The organism is Sphingomonas sp. (assembly GCF_003248515.1).
GTDB lineage: Bacteria > Pseudomonadota > Alphaproteobacteria > Sphingomonadales > Sphingomonadaceae > Sphingomonas_I.
The window spans coordinates 36,283-60,044 of sequence record NZ_QFOB01000010.1 but is presented as its reverse complement, the minus strand read 5'-3'; the positions used below and the strand labels follow the sequence as shown (position 1 = coordinate 60,044).

19 protein-coding genes are annotated in these 23,762 nt (G+C 64.5%); 3 read left to right on the top strand and 16 right to left on the bottom strand.

Translation table 11 applies throughout. The features are described from left to right. Window positions 1-3: 3 nt before the first annotated feature. The 16 genes from DI605_RS15700 to DI605_RS15625 form a co-directional block, all read right to left on the bottom strand. Window positions 4-417: a DUF305 domain-containing protein gene (locus DI605_RS15700; protein WP_293975776.1), complete on the bottom strand. Its 414-nt coding sequence runs from the start codon at window positions 415-417 to the stop codon at window positions 4-6. Beyond that, complete coding sequence (locus tag DI605_RS15695; protein ID WP_293975774.1) at window positions 414-1,772, bottom strand: hypothetical protein; 1,359 nt, start codon at window positions 1,770-1,772, stop codon at window positions 414-416. Before DI605_RS15695 ends, DI605_RS15700 begins: the two co-directional genes overlap by 4 nt. An 18-nt stretch (window positions 1,773-1,790) precedes the next feature. Next, a complete protein-coding gene (locus tag DI605_RS15690) occupies window positions 1,791-3,125 on the bottom strand; it encodes an ABC transporter permease (RefSeq protein WP_293975772.1) in 1,335 nt (444 codons plus the stop codon). A 49-nt stretch (window positions 3,126-3,174) separates the two neighbouring features. Further along, complete coding sequence (locus tag DI605_RS15685; RefSeq protein ID WP_293975770.1) at window positions 3,175-4,629, bottom strand: ABC transporter permease; 1,455 nt, start codon at window positions 4,627-4,629, stop codon at window positions 3,175-3,177. Next, window positions 4,619-5,059: a hypothetical protein gene (locus tag DI605_RS15680; protein WP_293975769.1), complete on the bottom strand. Its 441-nt coding sequence runs from the start codon at window positions 5,057-5,059 to the stop codon at window positions 4,619-4,621. The genes DI605_RS15685 and DI605_RS15680 overlap by 11 nt, the downstream gene beginning before the upstream one ends. Continuing rightward, a complete protein-coding gene (locus DI605_RS15675) occupies window positions 5,052-6,695 on the bottom strand; it encodes an ABC transporter permease (protein WP_293975767.1) in 1,644 nt (547 codons plus the stop codon). The genes DI605_RS15680 and DI605_RS15675 overlap by 8 nt, the downstream gene beginning before the upstream one ends. Window positions 6,696-6,711: 16 nt before the next feature. Further along, window positions 6,712-7,455 (bottom strand): ABC transporter ATP-binding protein, encoded by a 744-nt coding sequence (locus tag DI605_RS15670; protein WP_293975765.1) that lies wholly within the window; start codon window positions 7,453-7,455, stop codon window positions 6,712-6,714. A 47-nt stretch (window positions 7,456-7,502) separates the two neighbouring features. After that, window positions 7,503-9,167, bottom strand: a complete 1,665-nt coding sequence (locus DI605_RS15665) for a M20/M25/M40 family metallo-hydrolase (protein ID WP_293975762.1) — start codon at window positions 9,165-9,167, stop codon at window positions 7,503-7,505. Continuing rightward, window positions 9,164-10,819: a M20/M25/M40 family metallo-hydrolase gene (locus DI605_RS15660; protein WP_293975760.1), complete on the bottom strand. Its 1,656-nt coding sequence runs from the start codon at window positions 10,817-10,819 to the stop codon at window positions 9,164-9,166. The genes DI605_RS15665 and DI605_RS15660 overlap by 4 nt, the downstream gene beginning before the upstream one ends. A gap of 2 nt (window positions 10,820-10,821) precedes the next feature. Beyond that, window positions 10,822-11,385: a peptidase dimerization domain-containing protein gene (locus DI605_RS15655; protein WP_293975758.1), complete on the bottom strand. Its 564-nt coding sequence runs from the start codon at window positions 11,383-11,385 to the stop codon at window positions 10,822-10,824. 2 nt (window positions 11,386-11,387) lie between these two features. Then, window positions 11,388-12,380, bottom strand: a complete 993-nt coding sequence (locus DI605_RS15650) for a M20/M25/M40 family metallo-hydrolase (RefSeq protein ID WP_293975756.1) — start codon at window positions 12,378-12,380, stop codon at window positions 11,388-11,390. After that, the gene (locus tag DI605_RS15645) at window positions 12,377-14,002 is read right to left on the bottom strand and encodes a M20/M25/M40 family metallo-hydrolase (protein WP_293975754.1); all 1,626 of its coding nucleotides are present in this window, start codon (window positions 14,000-14,002) and stop codon (window positions 12,377-12,379) included. The genes DI605_RS15650 and DI605_RS15645 overlap by 4 nt, the downstream gene beginning before the upstream one ends. Before the next feature lie 26 nt (window positions 14,003-14,028). After that, window positions 14,029-15,708 (bottom strand): M20/M25/M40 family metallo-hydrolase, encoded by a 1,680-nt coding sequence (locus tag DI605_RS15640; RefSeq protein WP_293975752.1) that lies wholly within the window; start codon window positions 15,706-15,708, stop codon window positions 14,029-14,031. Window positions 15,709-16,440: 732 nt separating this feature from the next. Continuing rightward, a complete protein-coding gene (locus tag DI605_RS15635) occupies window positions 16,441-16,680 on the bottom strand; it encodes a hypothetical protein (RefSeq protein WP_293975750.1) in 240 nt (79 codons plus the stop codon). Between the two features lie 24 nt (window positions 16,681-16,704). After that, on the bottom strand, window positions 16,705-20,181 hold the full coding sequence (gene mfd, locus DI605_RS15630) for a transcription-repair coupling factor (RefSeq protein WP_293975748.1): 3,477 nt from the start codon (window positions 20,179-20,181) through the stop codon (window positions 16,705-16,707). Window positions 20,182-20,308: 127 nt separating this feature from the next. Beyond that, window positions 20,309-20,575, bottom strand: a complete 267-nt coding sequence (locus DI605_RS15625; RefSeq protein WP_293976029.1) for a succinate dehydrogenase assembly factor 2 — start codon at window positions 20,573-20,575, stop codon at window positions 20,309-20,311. A gap of 169 nt (window positions 20,576-20,744) precedes the next feature. Between DI605_RS15625 and DI605_RS15620 the strand changes: the two genes are divergently transcribed. The 3 genes from DI605_RS15620 to DI605_RS15610 all read left to right on the top strand — a co-directional run bounded on the left by DI605_RS15620 (window position 20,745) and on the right by DI605_RS15610 (window position 23,757). Then, the gene (locus DI605_RS15620; RefSeq protein WP_293975746.1) at window positions 20,745-21,134 is read left to right on the top strand and encodes a hypothetical protein; all 390 of its coding nucleotides are present in this window, start codon (window positions 20,745-20,747) and stop codon (window positions 21,132-21,134) included. A gap of 20 nt (window positions 21,135-21,154) precedes the next feature. Next, on the top strand, window positions 21,155-23,215 hold the full coding sequence (gene recG, locus DI605_RS15615; protein WP_293975744.1) for an ATP-dependent DNA helicase RecG: 2,061 nt from the start codon (window positions 21,155-21,157) through the stop codon (window positions 23,213-23,215). Window positions 23,216-23,490: 275 nt separating this feature from the next. Next, window positions 23,491-23,757, top strand: a complete 267-nt coding sequence (locus DI605_RS15610; RefSeq protein ID WP_293975742.1) for a hypothetical protein — start codon at window positions 23,491-23,493, stop codon at window positions 23,755-23,757. The last annotated feature ends 5 nt before the right edge of the window (window positions 23,758-23,762 follow it).

The following is a 23,762-nucleotide window of genomic DNA, read 5'->3' as shown; positions in this document are numbered from 1 at the left end:
GCCCTACATCGAGTGGCCGTGCGACATGTCCATTTCCCCGGACTTTGCCGGCGTGGCCGGCACATCGCCGACGACGCGGCGCATTAGCGCGATCTCCTCGGCCTGTTTGGTGACGATGTTGCGGGCAAGCTCGCGCAGCTCCTCGTTCTTGCCATATTTCAGGAGGGCCTCGGCCATATCGATCGCGCCCTGATGGTGCGGGATCATCATCAGGGCGAAATCGCGATCGACATCGCCGGTGGGCTTCACCTCCATGCCGGACATCATCGCGGCCATCGCCTTGTCATTGTCCTTCAGGAAAGCGACCTCGACGGGGTCCTTCACCTGAGGTGCTTCCGCTCCCGACGAGCAGGCCGCGAGCGCGAGCGTCGCGATCATCGCGAGCCGGTGCGGGAAGAGGCGGGACGGGTAGATCATGGCTGGTCCTTGCTTTCGGCGGAACGGGTGGGGGGCATGCCGGGGGCGGCGACGTAGGCGCGCAGGATCGCCCAGCGATCTCCGCGGCCTTCGGGCGTGGCGGCCGCGCGCGCGACGCGACCGGCCACCCAATCGCGCGCGACCGTATAACCCAGCGCATAGGGGCCGAGCTCGTCCACGAAGCCGAGCAATGCTTCCGGGCTGGTGACGAGCGCGTCGCGCTGCAGCGCAGCCGATGCGGCTTCTGCGGAAAGCCGGCCGTCGCGATAATCGCGCAGAATCGGCGCGGTGGCAGGCGAGATGCGATCGATCAGCGCGCGGACCTTTTCGAACTTCGCAGCCTCGGCCGGCGGGAAGCCGGCGAGCGGGAACAGGACGTCGCGCTCGAAGGCCAGGCGGTCGGCGGGCGGAAAGGCAAGATCGACGCCATAATTGGCGGCGCCTTCGCGAAACATGGAATCGGGCGAGCGGAGCAGGATCACCCGCTCGTCCACGGGCAGGCCGCCACGACCGGCCGCGACATCCTGCATGACGAACTGCGCGTGATGGCCGGGATAGCCTTCGTGGCAGGCGACATCGATCGCGGAGCCCAGGAAGGCCACTGCATTGGGATTGATCTGAAGCTGGCTGCGATAACCGCCGCTGTAACGATGCCATGCCGCATCGACGCCCGCCGTCCACTCGACATCCAGCCGCTCTGTGGCGGGCAGATCCCAGTGCGCGCGCGTCCGCCGGCGGCATTCGGCAAGCGCCCGATCGAACAGCGCCTCGCGCTTGCCCTCCGGTATCACGTAACGCGCGCGGAACGCGTCCACGCGATCGGCGAGCCGGCCGGGTCCGGGGAGCAGGCGTTCCAGTTCCGTGCGCGCGGCGGCGATGGCGGCCATGTCCACAGGCACCGGATCGATGCCATAGACGCGGCGGGCCTCATCATCGAACGAGACGGCGCGCGGCTTTTGGATCGTTTCGATCAGCGCCTGCAAATGGGTGACCCGGCTCAGTAATCTGGTGCGGTGGGGCGAGGCCGGCCCCGGATCCTTTGCGATATCGGCGGCGAGCGCGGCGAGATCGCGTTGCAGATCGTCGAGCGATGGCGTGGGCCGATCGGCATTGGGGCGGAGCGTGTCCGGCCCGAAGAATGCGTCGACCTCCTTCTTGTCCGTCTGGCCGAAGGCGAGTGCCAGTTCGGCGAAGCGGCTCGCCTGCCGCTCCAGCGGATCCGGGGGAGCGAGAGGCGAGGGCAGGCCCAGCCGAACGGCCGCGAGCAGGGCCAGCAACAACAGGATGCCGGCCGACACCAGCGCGATGCGCCGACGATTCATCCGGCGCGACGGGAGCGCGAAGCTGCTGGCCACGACGCGCTCCCCTCCCGCTTATTCGGTGCGGAGCGCGTCGATGGGATCAAGCAGCGAGGCACGGCGCGCGGGATAGCTGCCAAACACCAGCCCGACGATGGCGGCGATGCCCATGGCCAGGGCCATCGCCCCGAACGACACGCTCGCGGGCCAGCCGAGCGACCATCCGATCGTCCAGGACGAGACGAGACCCAGCACCAGCCCGATCAGCCCGCCGATCACCGAAAGCGTGATCGCCTCGATCAGGAACTGCATCGCGACGTCGCCGGTGCGGGCGCCGCTGGCGATGCGCAGGCCGATCTCGCGGGTCCGCTCCGTTACCGACACGAGCATGATGTTCATGATGCCGATGCCGCCGACGATCAGCGAAACACCCGCGATCGAGGCGAGCAGCGCCGTCATCGTATCGCTGGCATGATCGAGCGTGTCGGCCATCTCCTCGAGATTCACCTCGTCCAGCTTGGGGAGGTTGGCGAGCGCGAAGGCGGCGGCGGGCGTATAGAGGCCCTTGGTCAGCGCCTGGGCGGCCTGCGTCTCGACCGTGAAGTCGTCCACCGAACCGGCGGCACCGGCCTGTGCGCTGAGATAGGAGGCCGCCTTGCCATTGCCCTGGCCGTGGCGCTTGCGGAGCACCTTCTTGATATCCTCGCCGATGCGCGAGGCTTCACCGGCCTTCTCGGCGGCGATCACGATTTCCTTGATATTCTGCATCCCCAGCGCCGCTTGCAGCTTCTGGTAGGGGACGAACACCACTTCCTTGTGATCCTCGGAATCGCCGGAGGTGACGCCGACAATCTCGAACACCTGATCGCGGATCTGCATGGTCTTGCCGGTGGGGTTCGATCCCTTGCCGAACAGCTGATCGGCCAGCGCGCGGCCAATCACGGCCTGGTTGCTGTTCTCCTCGAACATCTTGCCGGGCTTCAGATCCCAGGAATAGGCGCTGGCGAATTCGGTGCCGACACCCTCCACCTTGGCGAAGGCCTTGGTGGCGCCGACGGTGACGCTGGTACGCGTCGAGATGCCTGGGCTGATGAACTTGATGCCCTCCACCTCATTCTTGATCGCGTTCAGATCGGCCAGCGTGAGCGTATCGGCCGCGCCGCCGCCTTCCGCGATGCCGACGCTCTGGCCGCCGCGCACATAATTGCCGGAGTGGACGAAGACGAGCTTGGTGCCGGCCGAACTGACCTCACCCTCGACCGAGGCACGGGCGCCCGTGCCGAGCGCGACCATGGTGAGCACCGCGGCGACGCCGATAATCATGCCGAGCATGGTGAGCAGCGTCCGCAGCCGATTGCGGCTGAGCGAGCGGAGCGCGAGCCGGATATTGACGGGCATCAGCGCGAACATGGGAACCTCCGATCGGGGCAGGCAAGCGTGGAAGAGGAAGGGCGCATCATCATTCGGATTTCAGCGCGATGACGGGATCGAGCATCGAGGCCCGGCGCGCCGGGCCGAAGCCGAAGGCGATGCCGGTGATGGCGGCCATGGCAACGGCGACGACCAGCATGACCGGCGAGATCGCCGTGGCCGTGTGGAAGCCGTGCTCGGTGACGTAGAGGCCGATGCCGCCCAGCGCGAGACCGATGATCCCGCCCAGCGCCGCCAGCGTTACCGCCTCGACGAGGAACTGGACCATCACGTCCTGGGTGCGGGCGCCGAGTGCCATGCGCAGGCCGATCTCGCGGGTGCGCGCGGCGACCGACACCAGCATGATATTCATCACGCCGATGCCGCCGACGAGGAGCGACACCGCGGCAGCCCCACCCAGAAGGTAGGAGAAGGTGCGGCCGGCCTGACGCAGGCTCTTGGCCATTTCCTCCCAGGAGGTCTGCTCGAAACCCGCCGAGTTGGAGTGGACGGCGCGGGCGAGGCGCGGATCGGAGCCCATGCCGGGCAGCGCGCTGTTGCTCTGCGTCTCGACACGGAAATCGTTCGCCCACCCCTCGCCGAGGCCATGCAGCTTGCGAAGTTCTTCCTCGACCTGCTTGGCCACCTTCGACGTGACGCCGATCGACTGGGTGCGGATGGTGATCGTATCGTAGCTGGTGCGGCCGAGCAGATCGCCCGCCAGCTTGTTCGGCACATAAGCGGCGGGGACGACGATCGAGCCGCCCTTGTCCTCACTCGCCTTGATGACGCCGACGACGCGAACCTGCTTGCCTCCCAGCGGCACGATCTGGCCCACGGCCGATTTCGCATCGGGCCAGAGACGCTTGGCGACATCCGGCGTGACGAGCATCACGGGCGCGCCGCTTTCATGCTCGCCGGCGCCCGGCAGCTTGCCTTCGATGAGGCGCCAGCCGGTCATATCGGGCCAGGCGGGATCGAAGCCGGTGACGCGCATGATACCGGCGGGCAGGCTTGCACCCGCATCCACGGTGGCATTGCCCTGCATCTGGCCGGCGATCGACTTCACGCCTCCGATCTTGCCGAGCGTTGCCACCTGGGTCGCATCGATCGGGGTGGGCGGCGTTTTGAACTCGGTCTTCTTCGGCGCCGTGATACGGCGGCGCGCATCCACGACCGCCTCATTTTCCGACATGTCTCCCATCGCGGAACCGTCCGAGCCCGAGGCGCTGGTGGTGGCGATGCCTTCGGAAGGCTCGCCGCCGCCGCTGTCCTGCTGGCCCCGGCTGTCGATCGCGGACGGCGTGAAATTGCCGGGCTTGATCGTGATGCGGGTGGGGCCGGCGCTTTCGATCTGGCTCTCGATGCGCAACTGCGCGCCACGGCCGAGACCCGAGACGATGACGACCATCGCCACGCCCACGCTCATGCCGAGCAGGGTGAGGATCGCCTGAAGCTTGTTCTGGGTGAGCGCCTTCAGCGCCATCCGGAGATTAGTGAGCATGGGTCTTACCCTTGGCCGCCGGCTTGTCGTAAACCGGGAATTGCGAACGCGGGATCTCGATCAGTTCGGATTCACCGCGCACGACCGTGCCGACGCGCACGACGCTCTTGGGATCGGTTACCGGCTTGCTGGGTCCGGTCCAGAGCGTCGAGGTCGTATCCGGCTTCATCGTTACATATTCGGTCTTCTGCCCCGGTCGATCGATCTCGACCGAAAGCTCGCTGGCCGCCGTCGCCGGCAGGGCACGGCCGGACGCATCCATGAAATAGATGCGCACGCCGCCCTTGGGCGCCAGCAGGATTTCGAAATGCGCGGTCTTGGTGGCCTTCAGGATGCCGCCATGGGGCGCCTCATGGATCACGCCATTGTGAGCCAAGGCAGGGGCCGCGCCCAGCAAAAGGGCGGCAAGGGAGATCAGCGTCTTATTCATGGCGGAGGGCCTCGATGGGATCGAGCAGCGCGGCGCGCCGCGCGGGATAGACGCTGAACGCGATGCCCAGCAGGGCCGCGACGATCAGCGAAAGGAAAGCGGACAGGGGAGAGATCACAGCGGACCATTCGAAGAAGCGCTGGAGCCCACCGGAGGCGAGAACGCCGACCAGGATGCCCAGCACGCCGCCGATCAGGCAGAGCAGCAGCGCCTCCAGCACGAACTGGGTGGCGATATCGCTGCGGCGGGCGCCGAGCGCGATGCGCAGCCCTACCTCCCGCGTCCGTTGCGTGACCGAGAGCAGCAGCAGGTTCATCACCCCGATCCCGCCGACGAGCAGGGATACCGCCGCGACGCCCGCCAGCATCGCCAGCATGATGACGTTGGTACGCTTCAGCGAGGCGGACATCTGCTCGATCGTCAGGCGATCAATATCCTGGAGATTGCCCGAAATCACGCGGGCGAGTTGCGGGGGAATGCCCTTGCCGATCGCCTGCTGGGCCATCGTGGTGACCGTGAAGTCGTCCGGCGTCTCCTCGCTGATCTTGTGGCGCTTGCGCAGCAGAAGCTTCACATCGTTGGAAAGCTTGCTGACATCGCCCACCGACTTGGCCGTCAGCGCGATCGTGTTGAGCTTCGAAAGGTTGAGGAGACCGTCGATCGTCTGCACGGGCACATAGACGGCGTCGAACTGATCGTCGCCCGGCGCCGGCTGGTTGGCCCAGCTGCGGCTGGAAACCACACCGATCACCTTGAAAGGCTGGTTCCACATCGTCGTCGTCTTGCCGACGGGGTTCACGCCTTCGCCGAACAATTTGTCCGAGACGACCTTGCCCAGCACCATCACCTGGGCCTTCTCCTCGCCATCCTTCTCGGACAGGAAGCGGCCGTGGATCATCGACCAGCCGCTCCGGATTTCGGGAAGCGCCCACTCGGTGCCGTGATAGCGGGTGAACCACTGCCTGGTCTTGTCGCCCTCCACGAAGATGCGGGCATTTTCATGGACGCCCGCCACGACATGCTGGACGCCCGGCATCGCGGCGATCGCCTTGGCATCGTCCACGGTGAGCGTCGCCGCCGCGCCGAGGCCGGCGCTCATGTCGCCCAGGCGATCCTTGGCCGTGGGGTGATCGTGAATGGCGAGAGGATCGTCCTCATAGTGGCTCGGCACCAGCAGGGTTTCGGCCGGGCTGCGCGCGGGTTCCGCCAGCGCGCCTTCGTCGGTGACGTAGCCATAGGGCATCGGATACAGGATCCGCGCACCCTGCGGCGCCATCCGATCCGTGAAGATGCGGAAAGGCTGTGCATTCAGCGCGACCTGCTCCAGCCGGGCACCGAGCGGCGGCATGGGGGCCAGATCGCGGGGATCGAGCGCACCGGTATGGCCGATATTGCCGTCCGGGTCGGTCCGGTCCTCCTTCGCCTTCGCATAATTGCCGGCGGTGACGACGATCAGGTTGGCGCCCGCCGCGCGCAGCTGATCCTCGACCGAATCCTGCGCGCCGCGGCCGAGCGCAAGGCTGGTCACGAGTGCCGCGACGCCCACCATCACGCCGATCATGGCGAGCGCCGTCTGCATCCGGTTGCGGATCAGCGCGCTGAAGGCGAGGTGGATGAAATGACGACCAGGAAACATGGGATCCGTATTCCGATCAGTTCGCGGTCACCATGATCTGCTCGGGCGCCATTTCCAGCGTGGAGCGCGGCGTGTTCGGCTCATCCGACAGGATCTTGCCATCGCGGACCGCGATGATGCGCGTGCCATAGGCCGCGATGTCCGGCTCGTGCGTGATGAGCACGATCGTGATGCCCTTTTCCTCGCGCAGTTCCTGAAGGATGCGCATCACTTCGATGGAGGTCTTGGTGTCGAGGTTGCCGGTCGGCTCGTCGGCCAGGATCAGCGTCGGCTCGTTGACCAACGCGCGCGCGATGGCGACACGCTGCTGCTGGCCGCCCGAAAGCTGGTTCGGGTGGTGATCGTAGCGATTTTCCAGGCCCATCGCGGCGAGCGCCTTCATCGCGCGCTCGCGCCGCTCCGAGGCGGGCATTACGGGGCGCGTGTAGAGGAGGGGAACCTCGACATTTTCCACCGCCGTGGTGCGCGGCAGCAGATTGAAGCCCTGGAAGACGAAGCCGATCTGCTTGTTGCGGATGTCTGCCAGCTCGTCTCGCGGCAGGGACGAGACATCCTTGCCGTTGAGCAGATATTTGCCCTCGGTCGGCCGATCGAGGCAGCCGAGGATGTGCATCATCGTCGACTTGCCCGAACCCGACGGACCGGTGATCGCGACGAACTCGCCTTCACCGATATCGAGGCTGACGCCGGCAAGCGCCTGGACGATATTGTCGCCAAGCTTGTAGGTCTTCTTGAGCCCTTGCAGTGAGATGATCGACATGAGCTTACCTGCTTGGTTTGGGGAGGAGGGGAGAGAGCTTTCCGGTCTTACTTGGCCGGGGACGAGGATGTGGGAATGGGGCCGTTGAGGCCGGCATAATTATAGAGGATGGCGACGACCGACTTCTCGGCTCCGGCCATGCCGTAAACCTTGCCGGCGCCTTCGATCACATAATATTCGTTCGCGGCGTGGGCATTGCCGCCCGCGCCCAGCATGCCGCCGACGATGGGTATGTCGAACGGCTGGCCGTTGCCGGCGAACAGATAGGCCGGCCAGTAGCCGCCCATGATGCTGTTGATCGACGTGGTCGGGGCATGGGAAATGCCGAACTGATCGAACGCCGCATAGACGGCGTGGCCGATCTCATTGTCCGTATTGCGCTTGGCCCACGGCACATCGCCGACGACGTTGATCTCGACATCCTTGTAGCCAAGCTGATCCAGATATTTGCGCAGCTTGTTGACGATGTCCGGCCCCGTCATGTTCGGGATGTAGCGGAAGTTGTGCTTCGAGATGATCTGGTTGGGCAGGATCGCGCCCGATCCGCCGGCGAACATGTTGCCGCCCCAGATACCATCCAGGTTCATCGACGTGCCGTAACGGGCCATCTTCAGCATCGTATAGGGATCATCCGAGATGAAGCGGGCGACGCCGAGCCCCTCGGCGGCCTTCTTCATGTCCACGCCCTTGGCCTGGCGATGGAGTTCCTCGTCCTTCTCTGGCTGGATCGGCTCCATATTGTCGTAGAAACCGGGGATCAGCACCTTGTTGCCATCCTCGGAGACGAGCTTCGACAGCATCTGGATGTGGCGCCAGGCCGGCGAATCCACCGAACGCTTGTTGCCGCCGTGAATGTCCGAATAGACCGGGCCGCGACCCCAACTCTTGCCGCTCGTCTTCAGCTCGACGAACACGCAGCCTTCCGAGCCGGAGAGGATATAGGCGGAGCCGCCCTGCTGGAAGCCGAACGTGTACATCGCATCCGCGCCCTTGATGAGCTCCGGATGATCGGTGACGAACTTGTTATAGCCCATCGACATGCGCTCTTCGTCGCCCTCGGCGATGAAGATGAGGTTCACCGGCAGCTTGCCCGTCACCGCCTTGATCGACATCAGCGCATTCCACATGGCCATTTCGGGGCCTTTGGAATTGGTGGCGCCACGGCCGATCAGAACCTTCTTGTAGGGCGCCTGCTCGACGAGCCGGCCTTCGAAAGGCGGGGCCTTCCACAGATCCGGCTGGGTGACCGGCATCGTATCGTACATCCAGTAGACGACGAGCGTCTTCTTCGCGCCCTCGTCGCACTTGGCATAGACGACCGGATTGCCCTGCTGGCCCCACTTCGTCTTGCCGACATCATAGACCTGGGTCTTCTGGCAACCGAGCTGATCGAAGAAGCCTTTCACCATTTCGGCGGATTCCTGAATACCTTCGCCGGTATTCGAGATGGACGGCTGCTGAATCCACTTCTGCAGATTCACGACATGCTCGTCGATATGGCCATCGATATAATCGTAGATCTTCGTCAGATCCGCATTGTGGATCTTGGATTTGTCGATCGATACGGTTTCGTCGCCCGTCGGCCGGATGCCCAGCTTGGGAGTGGTGGAATCCTTGGCGGCGGTGGCGTTGCCGCCACCACCGCTCTGGCCGCAGGCGGCAAGCGCCAGCGACAGGGTCATCATCGAAACGAGGGAGACGAATTTCTTCACGATCCGGAGGCTCCATTGGCGGAGTTTGCGGGCTTGGGCGGGGCCGGCGGCGCGATCGGGCCGTTCAGGCCGGCATAATTGTAGAGCGCGGTGGCCACGACCTTCTCGCCGCTGGCCATGCCGAGCTGCTTGCCGGCACCTTCGATGGCATACCATTCATTGGCCGCATGGGCATTGCCGCCGGCGCCGCCATAGGCCGCGCTGATCGGCAGATCGATGTTCGTCTCCTTGCCGGAGAAGACATAGGCCGGCCAGTAACCGCCGCCGCCGCCGGCAAACGGCATTCCGCCGCCGCCGCCGAAGATCGAGCGCGTATAGGCGTTCGACTTGGCGAGATCGTTATTCTGATCGCGGATCGCCCACGGCACATCGCCGACGACGTTGATCTCGACATCCTTGTAGCCGAGCTGATCCAGATATTTGCGCAGCTTCGCCACGATATCCGGCCCCGTCATGTTCGGCTGGTAGCGGAAATTGTGCTTCGACGTGATCTTGTTGGGTAGGATCGCGCCCGAACCGCCGGCGAACATGTTGCCGCCCCAGATGCCGTCGAGGTTCATCGACGTGCCGGTGCGCAGCATCTTGAGCACGGTATAGGGATCATCCGAAATGAAGCGGGTGATACCGAGATTCTGCGCGGCGCGCTTCAGATCATAATTCTCGGCCGCCTTGCGGAGGGCCGCTTCCTGCTCCTTCGTGGGCGGCAGGAGATCGTCGTAGAAGCCGGGGATGGCGATCTTGTTGCCGCCATCGGTCGTGAGCTTGGACAGCATTTCGATATGCCGCCACGCCGGGCTGTCCACGGCCAGCTTGAAGGCGCCGTGAATGTCCGAATAATCCGGGCCGCGACCCCATTTGTGGCCGCTGGTCGTGAGCTCGACGAACACGCAGCCCTCCGAGCCGCCCGGACCCCAGACGCCATCGGCGCCCTTGAACAGGTCCATATGCTCGGTCATGAACTTGTTGAGGCCGATGTCCATGCGCTCCTCGTCGCCCTCGGCCACGAAGATCAGATTGACGGGCAGCTTGCCGCTGACGGCCTTGATGGACATGACCGCGTTGAGGAAGGTCATCTCCGGGCCCTTGGAGTTGGTCGCGCCGCGACCGATCAGGACCTTCTTGAAGGGAGCCTGCTCCACAAGCCGTCCCTCGAAGGGCGGGGCTTTCCACAGATCCGGCTGGGTGACCGGCATCGTATCATACTGCCAGTAGACGATGAGCGTCTTCTTCGCGCCCTCGTCGCACTTGGCATAGACGACCGGATTGGCCTGGCTGCCCCACTTCGTCTTGCCGGGCTCGAACACCTGGGTCTTCTGGCAGCCGAGCTGATCGAAGAAGCCCTTCACCATTTCGGCGGATTCCTGAATACCTTCGCCGGTATTCGAGATGGACGGCTGCTGAATCCACTTCTGCAGATTCACGACATGTTCGTCGATATGCTTGTCGATATAATCGAACACCTTCGGAAGATCGCCGTTCTTGATCTTCGACATGTCCGGCTTGACGGTCTCATCGCCATAGGGGCGGATGCCGAGCTTCGGGCCGGCGCTTTCGGCGCTGGCACTGGTGTTGGCGCCACCGTCTCCCTTGCCGCAGGCGGCAAGGGAGAGAGCGAGGGTAGCGACCGAAACGAGGGAAACGAATTTCTTCACGATCAGGAACCTCCGTCCGCGCCCGCCGCTTTTTCTTCCTTCACCGGGATCGGGCCGTTGAGCCCGGCGTAGTTATAAAGGGCGGTGGCGACGACCTTCTCGGCGGTGGCCATGCCGAACTGCTTTCCGGCGCCCTCGATGACATACCATTCGTTGGCGGCGTGGGCATTTCCGCCGGTGCCGCCGCGTGCCGAACTGATCGGAAGATCGATGTTCGTTTCCTTGCCCGAGAAGAGATAGGCCGGCCAATAAGCCCCGGCGCCTCCGGGTGTCAGCGGCTTGGTGAAGATCTCCTGCGTATAGGCATTGGAGCGGGCGAGATCATTATTCTGGTTGCGGATCGCCCACGGCACGTCACCGACCAGATTGATCTCGACATCCTTGTAGCCAAGCTGATCCAGATATTTGCGCAGCTTCGCCACGATATCCGGCCCCGTCATGTTGGGGACATAACGGAAATTGTGCTTCGAGATGATCTGGTTGGGCAGGATCGCGCCGGAGCCGCCGGCAAACATGTTGCCGCCCCAGATACCATCCAGGTTCATCGACGTGCCGGTGCGCTGCATCTTCAGCTGTGTGTAGGGATCATCCGAGATGAAGCGCGCGATGCCGAGACGCTCGGCCGCCTTCTGCCGGGGATCAGCACCTTGTTGCCATCCTCGGAGACGAGCTTCGACAGCATCTGGATGTGGCGCCAGGCGGGGGCATCCACCGAACGCTTGTTGCCGCCGTGAATGTCCGAATAGACAGGACCTCGACCCCAGCTCTTGCCGCTCGTCTTCAGCTCGACGAACACGCAGCCTTCCGAGCCGCCCGGACCCCAGACGCCATCGGCGCCCTTGAACAGATCCATATGCTCGGTCATGAACTTGTTGAGGCCGATGTCCATGCGCTCCTCGTCGCCTTCGGCCACGAAGATGATGTTCACGGGCAGCTTGCCGGTGACGGCCTTGATCGACATGACTGCGTTGAGGAAGGTCATCTCCGGGCCCTTGGAGTTGGTCGCGCCGCGACCGATCAGGACCTTCTTGAACGGGGCCTGCTCCACGAGGCGGCCTTCGAAGGGCGGGGCTTTCCACAGATCCGGCTGGGTCACCGGCATCGTATCATACTGCCAGTAGACGATCAGGGTCTTCTTCGCGCCCTCGTCACACTTGGCATAGACGACGGGGTTGCCCTGCGTACCATATTTCGTCTTGCCGACGTCATAGACCTGGGTCTTCTGGCAGCCGAGCTGATCGAAGAAGCCCTTCACCATTTCGGCGGATTCCTGAATACCTTCGCCGGTATTCGAAATCGACGGTTGTTGAATCCACTTTTGCAGATTCACGACATGCTCGTCGATATGCTTGTCGATATAATCGAACACCTTGGGAAGATCGGGATTCTTGATCTTCGACATGTCGGGTCCGACCGTCTCGTCACCCGAAGGGCGGATGCCGAGCTTTGGGCCGGTATTTTCGGCCGTGGTGGTCGCATTGCCGCTGCCGCCGCTCTTGCCGCAGGCGACGAGCGCCAGCGACAGCGTCATGATCGAAACGAGTGAAAGTGCTTTCTTCACGAGCCGGATGCCCCTCCGTCAGTGGCGCCGGGTTTTGCTGGCGCCGGGATGATCGGGCCATTCAGGCCCGCATATTGGTAAAGCGCTGTCGCCACGAGTTTTTCGGCGGTGGCCATGCCAAACTGCTTGCCGGCGCCCTCGATGACATACCATTCGTTGGCGGCGTGCGCGTTGCCGCCGGTGCCGCCGCGCACGGCCGCGATCGGAAGATCGATGTTCGTCTCGATGCCCGAGAAGAGATAGGCGGGCCAATAGGCGCCGGTGCCGCCGGGCGTCAGCGGCTTGGTGAAGATTTCCTGCGCATAGGTCATGGCGCGGGCCTGATCGTTGTTGCGATCGCGGATCGCCCACGGCACGTCACCGACCAGATTGATCTCGACATCCTTGTAGCCCAGCTGATCGAGATATTTGCGCAGCTTCTTGACGATATCCGGGCCCTTCATGTTGGGCATGTAACGGAAATTGTGCTTGGAAATGATCTGATTGGGCAGGATCGCGCCGGAGCCGCCGGCAAACATGTTGCCGCCCCAGATGCCGTCGAGGTTCATCGACGTGCCGGTGCGGGCCATCTTCAGCTGGGTATAGGGATCATCCGAGATGAAGCGGGCGACGCCCAGATTCTGTGCGGCGCGCTTCAGATCGTAATTCTCGGCCTGCTTGTGGAGCGCGGCTTCGGTTTCGGGGCTGTTGCCGGGGATCAGCACCTTGTTGCCATCCTCGGAGACGAGCTTCGACAGCATCTGGATGTGGCGCCAGGCGGGGGCATCCACCGAACGCTTGTTGCCGCCATGGATGTCCGAATAGACAGGGCCGCGACCCCAACTCTTGCCGCTCGTCTTCAACTCGACGAACACGCAGCCTTCCGAGCCGCCGCCGCCCCAGACACCATCGGCACCCGCGAACAGATCCATATGCTCGGTCATGAACTTGTTGAGGCCGATGTCCATGCGCTCCTCGTCGCCCTCGGCCACGAAGATGATGTTCACGGGCAGCTTGCCGGTGACGGCCTTGATGGACATGACCGCATTGAGGAAGGTCATCTCGCCGCCCTTGGAGTTCACGGCGCCGCGCCCGATCAGCACCTTCTTGAACGGGGCCTGCTCGACGATGCGGCCCTCGAAGGGAGGGGCCTTCCAGAGGTCCGGCTGGGTGACCGGCATCGTATCATATTGCCAGTAGACGATGAGCGTCTTCTTCGCGCCCTCGTCACACTTGGCATAGACCACCGGGTTGCCCTGCGTACCATATTTCGTCTTGCCGACGTCATAGACCTGGGTCTTCTGGCAGCCGAGCTGATCGAAGAAACCCTTCACCATTTCGGCCGATTCCTGAATACCTTCGCCAGTATTCGAAATCGAAGGTTGCTGAATCCACTTTTGCAGATTCACGACATGCTCGTCGATATGCTTGTCTATATAATCGAACACCTTGGGAAGATCGGGATTCTTGATCTTCGACATGTCAGGACCGACCGTCTCGTCACCCGAAGGGCGGATGCCGAGCTTCGGGCCGGTATTTTCGGCGGTCGTCGTCGTGTTGCCGCTGCCGCCGCCGCTCTTGCCGCAGGCGACGAGGGCGAGTGCGAGAGCCGCAGTGCTGGCGACCTTTGCGATCATTTTCATGCGTGAGGTCTTTTCCATGAGAGGGGTCATTCTCCGCCGCCGGCGCCGGCCGGTTTTGCTGTTCTGGTCGGGATCGGCCCGTTGAGGCCGGCCCAGTTGTAGAGAGCCGTGACGATGATCTTTTCGGCACCGGCCATGCCCATCGTCTTGCCGGCGCCCTCGATCACGAACCATTCGTTGGCGGCATGGCTGTTGCCGCCGCCGCCGCCGCGCACCGCGCTGATCGGAATGTCGATGTTCGTTTCCTGGCCCGAGAAGAGATAAGCGGGCCAGTAACCGCCGCCACCGCCGGCCAGCATGATGCTGTCATTGGCGCTGGTGGGCTTGGCCGACATGCCGAAGATTTCACCCGTATAGGCGTTCGACTTGGCGAAATCATTGTCAGTATTGCGCTTGGCCCACGGCACGTCGCCGACGACGTTGATCTCGACATCCTTGTAGCCAAGCTGATCCAGATATTTGCGCAGCTTGTTGACGATGTCCGGTCCCGTCATGTTGGGCACGTAGCGGAAATTGTGCTTCGAGATGATCTGGTTGGGCAGGATCGCGCCCGATCCGCCGGCGAACATGTTGCCGCCCCAGATACCATCCAGGTTCATCGACGTGCCGAGGCGCGCCATCTTCAGCTGGGTATAGGGATCATCCGAGATGAAGCGGGCGACGCCCAGATTCTGTGCGGCGCGCTTCAGATCATAGGTTTCGGCGGTCTTGCGGAGCGTGGCTTCCTCTTCCGCCGTTGGCGGCACGATATTATCGTAGAAGCCGGGGATCAGCACCTTGTTGCCATCCTCGGAGACGAGCTTCGAGAGCATCTGGATATGGCGCCAGGCCGGCGCGTCCACCGAACGCTTGTTGCCGCCGTGAATGTCTGAATAGACCGGGCCGCGACCCCAGCTCTTGCCGCTCGTCTTCAGCTCGACGAACACGCAGCCTTCCGAGCCGCCACCGCCCCACATCGCGTCGGCACCCTTGAACAGATCCTGATGCGTGGTGACGAACTTGTTATAGCCCATCGACATGCGCTCCTCGTCGCCCTCGGCGACGACGATCAGGTTGACCGGCAGCTTGCCCGTCACCGCCTTGATCGACATCAGCGCATTCCACATGGTCATCTGCGGACCCTTGGAATTGGTGGCGCCACGGCCGATCAGCACCTTCTTGTAGGGAGCCTGTTCGACAAGGCGGCCCTCGAAGGGCGGGGCCTTCCACAGATCCGGCTGGGTGACCGGCATCGTATCGTACATCCAGTAGACGACGAGCGTCTTGTCCGCGCCCTCGTCGCACTTGGCATAGACGACAGGATTGCCCTGCTGGCCCCACTTGGTCTTGCCGACATCATAGACCTGGGTCTTCTGGCAGCCGAGCTGATCCCAGAAACCCTTCACCATTTCGGCCGATTCCTGAATACCTTCGCCAGTATTCGAAATCGAAGGCTGTTGGATCCACTTCTGAAGGTTGACGACATGATCGTCGATATGGCCGTCGATATAATCGAAGACCTTCTTGATGTCGGGATTCTTGATCTTCGACATGTCGATCTTGGTCGTTTCGTCGCCATAGGGGCGGATACCGAGCTTCGGCCCGGTGCTTTCTGCGCTGGCGGTGGTGGCGTTGCCACCTCCGCCGCCCTTTCCGCAGCCGGCAAGGCTCGCCGCGAGGCCGATGGCCAGCGGCATCCACATAAGTGACTTTGCCTTCCTCATCATGCGAACCCCCCACAAGGTTGTTGATCAAGAACCGGCATTTCCGCGCCTTCGCAGGCGCTTCCGGCCGATCCGGCAGACGAAATCATCAAAAGACCGGCGACACGTCCTTCCTGGCCGGCCGCCGCAAAAGGCCGGACCCACATCCATTCGCACGGCCGCTTCCGACAGCCACGCGACAGGGAATTTCGAAATTACGGGAAAAGGGATCGGCCGCCGCCAGACGATGCGAGAGGATCGAAAAAGCGGGGCGGCTCATCGCAATCAGGCCAGCGTCGATCGCGACATGCCATGGGCAGGCCCGCGCCGGACGGGAGGCGCGGCGTGGCTGCATGGTTTCTGCAATGCGCGCGACATCATATCCTCCGTCAGGACAGTCCGTGCCTTTTCGATATCCCCTCCGCCCCGAAGGGCAGTCCCACGGCGGAAACCGTCGCTGACGCGGCCCCCTTCCGTAACCTGATGGTAACGGGAATCAGCTTGCGGTTCCCGGCTAATTTTCCCGATGAAGCGAGCGGTGGAGCGGGCTTTCCAACATTTTTCGTGCCGATCCATCGATTTCCGTTACAAACGACTAGGATCGTTTCGTAAGGTGAATCGTTGCGGCCGTTTGGCGAAGCATAACGGCGCGGCGGGCGGAAAAAAGGCCGGAATGGCCCTGGCGGGCGGCATTCGCGCGCCGGGGAAGGCTAACCCAATTGCGCCGCCTGCGCCAGAGAAACGGGTGTGACTTCGTCAGGAAAGGCCGTCCAGCCGAGTCTCGATGGCGGCGAGACGGTCCTCGATGGCGAGAAGGGCATCGACGAAGCGGTTCAGATCCTCCGCCGTCAGCATCTGCCCGGTGCCGAAATGGTGCAGGCGCAGCGGATTTTCCCGTGACCTGGCAGGCGCTTGCTCGACGCCCGGGAGGGGCGGTGCTGGGGCTTCGGCCAGCCGCTGGCGAAATGCCCACCGCTTCGTCGCCCGCAGCACCATCTTCCGTCTCCCGCCGGATGTTCGTCAGGCGAGTATCTTGGCGAGGCCCCGCGAAAGCTGCAACGCGCCGTTGAGGCGCCCTTCCGCGTTCGGCCATTCGCGCTGGATCACCAGCTTGCTGTCCGGCCGAAGCTTCGCCGTGCCCTTGAGCCGCTGCACATAAGCGATCAGCCCTTCGAGATCGGGGAAATGATCCTCGAAGAAGGTGACGAGCGCGCCGCGGGGGCCGACATCCAGCTTGGCGATGCAGGCCTTCCGGCAGTTCAGCTTGGTTTCGATCACGATCAGCAGATTCCTGGTCGCATCGGGCAGGGGGCCGAAGCGATCGATCATCTCCGCCGCGAACGCTTCGATCCCGGCCTTGTCATCCAGTTCGTTGAGGCGGCGATAGAGGCCCATGCGCAGATCGAGATCGGGCACATATTCGTCCGGGATCATGATCGGCGCATCGACGCTGATCTGCGGCGAGAATTCGCGGTTGCGCGCGGCTTCTGCAAGGCCGCCGGCCTTGGCCTCGACGATGGCCTCCTCCAGCATCGACTGGTAAAGTTCGAAGCCCACTTCCTTGATGTGGCCCGATTGCTCGTCGCCCAGCAGATTGCCGGCGCCGCGAATGTCGAGATCGTGGCTGGCGAGCTGGAAGCCGGCGCCCAGCGTATCGAGGTTCGAGAGGATGTGGAGGCGCTTCTCCGCCGTCTCCGTGATCTGCCGGTTGGGCGGTGTCGTGAGATAGGCGTAGGCGCGCGTCTTGGACCGGCCGACGCGGCCCCGGATCTGATAGAGCTGGGCGAGGCCGAAGCGATCCGCGCGATGCACGATCATCGTGTTCGCGGAGGGAATATCCAGTCCGCTCTCGATGATCGTGGTGGAGACGAGCACCTCGAATTTCTTGTCGTAGAAGGCGGACATCCGCTCTTCCACTTCCCCGGCCGCCATCTGGCCGTGGGCGACGACATAGCGGACCTCGGGCACCTCCTTGCGCAGGAATTCCTCGATATCGGGCAGGTCCGCCACGCGCGGGGCGATGAAGAAGCTCTGGCCGCCGCGATAATGTTCACGCAGCAGAGCCTCCCGGATGACGACCGGATCCCATGGCGCCACATAGGTGCGAACGGCGAGGCGATCGACCGGCGGCGTCTGGATCACGGAAAGCTCGCGCAGGCCGGACATCGCCATCTGCAAGGTGCGCGGGATGGGGGTGGCGGTGAGCGTAAGCTGATGCACGTCCGTCTTGAGCGCCTTCAGTCGTTCCTTGTGCGTGACGCCGAAGCGCTGCTCCTCGTCCACGATGACGAGGCCGAGCCGCTTGAATTCGATCCCCTTGGCGAGGATGGCGTGCGTGCCGATGACGATATCGACCGTGCCGTCCGCAAGGCCGTCCTTCGTCCGCTTCGCCTCGGGCGCGCCGACGAGGCGGGAGAGGCGGCCGATCTGGATCGGGAAGCCGCGGAAGCGCTCCTCGAAATTGGTGAAATGCTGGCGCGCGAGCAATGTGGTCGGGCAGACGACCGCGACCTGCATGCCCGCCATCGCCGCCACGAAGGCCGCGCGCAAAGCCACCTCTGTCTTGCCGAAGCCAACGTCACCGCAGACGAGCCGGTCCATCGGCTTGCCGGCGCCAAGATCGTCGAGCGCATCGCCGATGGCGCGATCCTGATCGTCCGTCTCCTGATAGGGGAAACGATCGACGAAGGCATTGTAGGAGGCATCCGCCACCGCGACGTCGGCCGCGCGCAGCGCGCGCATTGCGGCGGTGGCGATGAGTTCACCCGCAATCTCGCGGATGCGTTCCTTCATCTTCGCCTTGCGGCGCTGCCAGGCCTCGCCGCCCAGCTTGTCGAGCGCGGCGCCGTCCTCCGCGCCATAACGCGAGAGGACTTCGAGATTTTCGACGGGAACGTAGAGCTTGTCGCCGCCCGCATAGGAAAGCGCCACGCAATCATGCGGCACCTTCGAAACGGGGATCTGCGTCAGCCCCTCATATCGGCCGATGCCGTGATCGGCATGGACGACGAGATCGCCGGGCGAGAGCGTCGCCAGTTCGGCCAGGAAGGCATCGGCGGACTTGCGGCGCTTCTGGCGACGGACCAGCCGGTCGCCCAGCATGTCCTGCTCGGTCAGCAGGGCGACATCGGGCGTGGTGAAGCCGTGATCCAGCGGCAGCACGGCAAGCGCGGTGGTGCCGGGCCGGAAGGCGCGGCCCAGCGCATCCTGCCAATCCTCCGCGAACATCGCCGCTTCCAGACCATGATCCTCGAGCAGGCCCTTGAGCCGCTCGCGCGCGCCCACGGAATAGCTCGCCAGCACGACCTTGCGCTTCGTCATGGCGAGCTTGCCGAGATGCTCGACCACCGCCTCATAGACGTTCGCGTTCTGCGCGCGCTCCGGCGCGAAATCGCGCGCGGGATCGACGCCGAAATCGATCACCCGATCGCTGTCCGGCTCATGGAAGGGCGTGACGAGGTGGATCGGGCGATCCGCGACGATATCGCCCCATTCGCGCTGCATCAGATAGAGATCGGACGGCGCCAGCGGGCGATAGCTGCCTGGATCGGCCTTCAGCGCCCGGACGCGATTTTCGTGATAGTCGGTGATCGCGTCGAAGCGAGCCTCGGCCGCGCCGTCCGCGCCATGATCCCGTACGATCAGATCATCGGGCGAGAGATGATCGAACAGCGGAACGAGCCGCTCCTCGAACAGGGGCAGCCAATGCTCCATGCCGGCGAGGCGTCGCCCTTCCGATACGGCCTGATAGAGCGGATCGCCGGTGGCGTTCGCGCCGAACTTCTCGCGATAGCGGGTGCGGAAGCGCTTGATGCTCTCCGCATCCAGCAGCGCCTCGGAGGCGGGCAGCAGGGTGAAGCCCTCGATCTTCGCGGTGGTGCGCTGATCGTCCGGCGAGAACTGGCGCAGGCTTTCGATCTCGTCTCCGAAGAAATCGAGGCGCAACGCGAGGCTTTCGCCTGAAGGAAAGAGATCGACCAACCCGCCGCGCACCGCATATTCGCCCGCTTCGTGGACGGTATCGGTGCGGACATAGCCGTTGGCCTGGAGCAGCTCGGCCAGCGCATCACGATCGATCCGCTCTCCGGGGGCGAGCGTGGCGGCGAACTGGCGGATACGAAACGGCGTCAGCGTGCGCTGGGTGATGGCATTGGCGGTGGTGACGAGGAGCTGGGGGCCTGTGGCCTTGCGCTGGAGCGCGTGCAGCGCTGCCAGCCGCTCCGATGTGGCCCGGAGCGACGGCGAGGCGCGATCATAGGGAAGGCAATCCCAGGCCGGGAAGCTGATCGTCTCCACTTCAGGCGCGAAGAAGCGCGCGGCATCCGCCACGGCGCGCATGCCGGTTTCGTCGGCCGCGACGAAGATGGCACGGCCGCCCTTGCCGTTCTTCGCCGTGGCGCGCGCGATATCGGCCATCAGCCAGGGCAGGAAACCTGTGGGGACGCCGGCCAGCGTCAGCACCTCGCCGGCCTTCAGGATGCGGGCGAGATCGGTCATCGAAGGAAGATGCCCGCCGTGCGCGGCCCGGCCTGTCCCGGTCGAACTGGAAGGGCGTACCGCAAACGAGCCGCAACAGGCCCGTTCTTCGACAGGCTCGGGCGGATGGGCGCCGGGAATGCGCGCATCATTCCTCGATCTTCACGAAATCGAGCCGGCAGAGACGCTCCATCATCGGCCCCTGCCAGCGCGCGGGAATCTCCTGCACCTTCATCGCCCAGGCCATGATGTCCACGTCCTGCTCCTCGAGGAACGCCTCGAACCATTCGATCTCGGCGTCGCTCCATGCGTGCGCGCAATGATCGTAGAAGCCGCCGATCATCAGATCGGCTTCCTTGGTGCCGCGATGCCAGGCGCGGAAACGAAGGCGCTTGAGGCGGGTGTCGCGATCCATCTTCATCCAATGCGGCATGGCCGGCAGCCTCGCGGAGGCGCCGGTCGAAAGGGGAGGGAGCGGCATCTAGGAGGATCGTCGGCCGGAAACAATGGCGCCGCGCCTCTCTGGCGGTTGCGCTCGAAGAGGGGGCGGCGTAGAAATCCCGCCGGCCACATATCGTCCGGGCATGCCCATGATACCGTTTCTCGCCTTGTCCCTGTCGCTCGCTTCGCTCCCGTCGGTGACGGGCGATTTCGATCATGACGGCAAGCGTGACACCGCCCAGGTGGTGAAGGCGACGGAAGGCTATCGGCTCATGATCCGGCGCGGCGCCGCACTGGGCAAGCCGCTGGTGCTGATGTCGCTCACCGATCCCGCCAATTTCTATCTCGGCACTGCGCAGGGCGGCGATTTCGCCACGGCATGCGGCAAGGGCTATGGCGCGAACGGCACGCGATGCGATCGGCCGCGCGTCTCGCTGAAGGGCAATGAACTGGCCTTCGGCTTTCGCGAGGCATCGGACGGGGTCGCGATCTGGAAGGGCAATCGCTTCGATCTCGTCTGGCTGACGGACTGACCGGATAGGCGCGGGCTCGCTTGCGGCCGGACATACTTCACCCGCTCTTCACCGAAATCGAGGCCGTGAAAGGCGTCGGACCGGCGCTCGCCAGGCCGCTGTCGCGGCTCGGGCTTACGCGGGTGCGCGATCTGCTGTTCCATATGCCCACCGGCTGGATCGACCGGAAGACGGTCACCAAGCTGGACGAGGGCGATGTGGGCCAGATCGTGACCACCGTGGTGACGCCGACCGACTATCGCCTCGGGGGATCGGCGCGCGCGCCGGCGCGCGTGATCGCGGCGGATGCGGGTGGCAACATGGTGGCGCTCGTCTTCTTCGGCGGCGGCTCGGGCTATGCGAGGAAGCTGCTGCCGCTGGGCGAGCCGCGCGCGATCAGCGGAAAGCTGGATCGCTACGATCAGTGGCTCCAGATCGTCCATCCGGACGTGATGGCGCCGGAGGAAGCCAAGGCGCTGCCGGCGCGCGAGGCCGTCTATCCCCTGTCGGAGGGGCTGACGGCGCGCAAGCTCGCCGGGCTGATCCAGGCCGCGATCGAGCGCGCGCCCGATCTGCCGGAATGGATCGAGCCCAGCCTGCTCGCGCGGCAGGCATGGCCGAGCTGGCGCGAGGCGGTGCTCCGCATCCATGCCGATCCTTCCGATCGCAAGGCGCGGGATCGGCTGGCCTATGACGAACTGTTCGCCAATCAGCTGGCCCTGATGCTCGTCCGCGCCAGTTCGCGACGGCGGAGGGGCGTGCCGTTGGCGGGTGACGGGCGGCTGCGCGATGCGCTGAAGCTTCCTTACGCGCCCACCGGGGCGCAGGCGCGTTCGATCGCGGAGATAGAGGGCGATCTCGCGCAGGCGGCGCCGATGCTGCGGCTGCTTCAGGGCGATGTCGGCGCGGGCAAGACGCTGGTCGCGCTGATGGCGATGCTGGTCGCGGTGGAGGCGGGCGCGCAGGCGGCGATGCTCGCGCCGACCGAAATCCTCGCCCGCCAGCATTTCGAGACATTGTCGCGGCTGCTGGGCGGGCTTGCCGTGAATGTCGCGGTGCTCACCGGGCGCGACAAGGGCAAGGCGCGCGAGGCGACGATGATGGGCCTTGCGGACGGATCGATCGACATTCTCGTCGGCACCCATGCCATCTTCCAGGAGGCCGTCACCTACCGGCAGCTTGGCCTCGTCGTGATCGACGAGCAGCATCGCTTCGGCGTCGCCCAGCGCATGCTGCTGACGCAGAAGGCGGGGAGGCCGCCGCATCTGCTGGCGATGACGGCGACACCCATCCCGCGCACCCTGACGCTGAGCCAATATGGCGAGATGGACGTGAGCCGGCTGGACGAGCGGCCGCCGGGCCGCCAGCCGATCGAAACGCGGGTGATTTCCGAGGAGCGGCTGGGCGAGGTGGTCGACGGGCTCGGCCGCCATCTCGCCGCCGGGGGGCAGGCCTATTGGGTGTGCCCGCTGGTGGAAGAAAGCGAGGCGGGCGATCTCGCCGCCGCCGAGAGCCGGGCGATCGCGCTGAAGGCGCGGTTCGGCGATGCCGTGGGCCTGATCCATGGCCGGATGAAAGGCCCGGAAAAGGATCAGGTGATGGAGGCGTTCGCGAGCGGCCGCCTCGGCGTGCTCGTCGCCACCACGGTGATCGAGGTGGGCGTGGACGTGCCCAATTCCACCTTGATGATTATCGAGCATGCCGATCGCTTTGGCCTCGCCCAGCTTCACCAGCTGCGGGGGCGGGTGGGCCGGGGCGAGGGGCGCTCGGTCTGCATCCTGATGCGGGGCGTACAACTGGGGGAGACGGCGCGCGCGCGCCTCGCCCTGCTGCGCGAGAGCAATGATGGCTTCCGGATCGCGGAGGAGGACCTGATCCTGCGCGGGGCCGGGGAAATCCTCGGCACGCGCCAGTCGGGCGAGGCGGCGTTCCGGTTGGCTTCGCCCGATCATGTCCAGTCGCTCATCGAAACGGCGACGGATGATGCCTGCCTGCTTGTCGACCGGGACGGGGGTCTGGAGGGGCCGCGCGGACAGGCGGCGCGGATCGCGCTCTACCTGTTCGAGAGGGACGCGGCCGTGGGATTGCTCCACTCCGGCTGAGGCTTCGGCCATGTTTTGTCACGTTGCAGTGCGGTTGCGTTGCTGCCTCGTGGCTCCGGCCTCTTCTATATTTCCGCAGATTTCCGACGATGCATGAATGATTGCCTCGGCATGTGTCGGGCTTGGCGCCCGCGCTGCGATGCACAATCTTCCGGCGCGAGGCTGTCGGAAGAGCGGTCCATCGGGAGAGATAGCCTGCCGTTCCTTCCGGGCGGCTTTGCCCGCCGCAGGTGCCCGGAATGGCCCTGCGGCCAAGATCCAGGCCGGAGTTACGTATGCTTATGTCTGCCGCCCGACGCCTGCACTGGCGATCCATGCTCGCGGCCAGTGCGCTCTTCGTGGGCATCGCGCTGATGTTCGCGGCGCATGCAAGCGAGACGCCACAGACGATGATCGCGGCAGCCCGCGCGGCGATGATGATCGCGCTGCTGGGCCTCTGTTCCGTCGCGCACGGCATGATCGCCGAAGCAGACGGAGACGCGCCGGCCGATGAGCCGGCCGCACCCGAAATTCCCCTGGACGAGGCTAGTGATGAGCGTTGACCTTC

Bases quoted from the DNA above. Each gene is read 5' to 3' on its own strand.
- DI605_RS15675 (WP_293975767.1), bottom strand. From the start codon at position 6,695: ATGTTTCCTGGTCGTCATTTCATCCACCTCGCCTTCAGCGCGCTGATC.
- DI605_RS15640 (WP_293975752.1), bottom strand. From the start codon at position 15,708: ATGATGAGGAAGGCAAAGTCACTTATGTGGATGCCGCTGGCCATCGGC.
- DI605_RS15610 (WP_293975742.1), top strand. From the start codon at position 23,491: ATGCTTATGTCTGCCGCCCGACGCCTGCACTGGCGATCCATGCTCGCG.
- DI605_RS15620 (WP_293975746.1), top strand. From the start codon at position 20,745: ATGCCCATGATACCGTTTCTCGCCTTGTCCCTGTCGCTCGCTTCGCTC.
- DI605_RS15625 (WP_293976029.1), bottom strand. From the start codon at position 20,575: ATGGATCGCGACACCCGCCTCAAGCGCCTTCGTTTCCGCGCCTGGCAT.
- DI605_RS15645 (WP_293975754.1), bottom strand. From the start codon at position 14,002: ATGAAAATGATCGCAAAGGTCGCCAGCACTGCGGCTCTCGCACTCGCC.
- DI605_RS15655 (WP_293975758.1), bottom strand. From the start codon at position 11,385: ATGCAGCGCACCGGCACGTCGATGAACCTGGATGGTATCTGGGGCGGC.
- DI605_RS15680 (WP_293975769.1), bottom strand. From the start codon at position 5,059: ATGAATAAGACGCTGATCTCCCTTGCCGCCCTTTTGCTGGGCGCGGCC.
- DI605_RS15670 (WP_293975765.1), bottom strand. From the start codon at position 7,455: ATGTCGATCATCTCACTGCAAGGGCTCAAGAAGACCTACAAGCTTGGC.
- DI605_RS15685 (WP_293975770.1), bottom strand. From the start codon at position 4,629: ATGCTCACTAATCTCCGGATGGCGCTGAAGGCGCTCACCCAGAACAAG.
- DI605_RS15635 (WP_293975750.1), bottom strand. From the start codon at position 16,680: ATGGTGCTGCGGGCGACGAAGCGGTGGGCATTTCGCCAGCGGCTGGCC.
- mfd (WP_293975748.1), bottom strand. From the start codon at position 20,181: ATGACCGATCTCGCCCGCATCCTGAAGGCCGGCGAGGTGCTGACGCTG.
- DI605_RS15690 (WP_293975772.1), bottom strand. From the start codon at position 3,125: ATGTTCGCGCTGATGCCCGTCAATATCCGGCTCGCGCTCCGCTCGCTC.
- DI605_RS15700 (WP_293975776.1), bottom strand. From the start codon at position 417: ATGATCTACCCGTCCCGCCTCTTCCCGCACCGGCTCGCGATGATCGCG.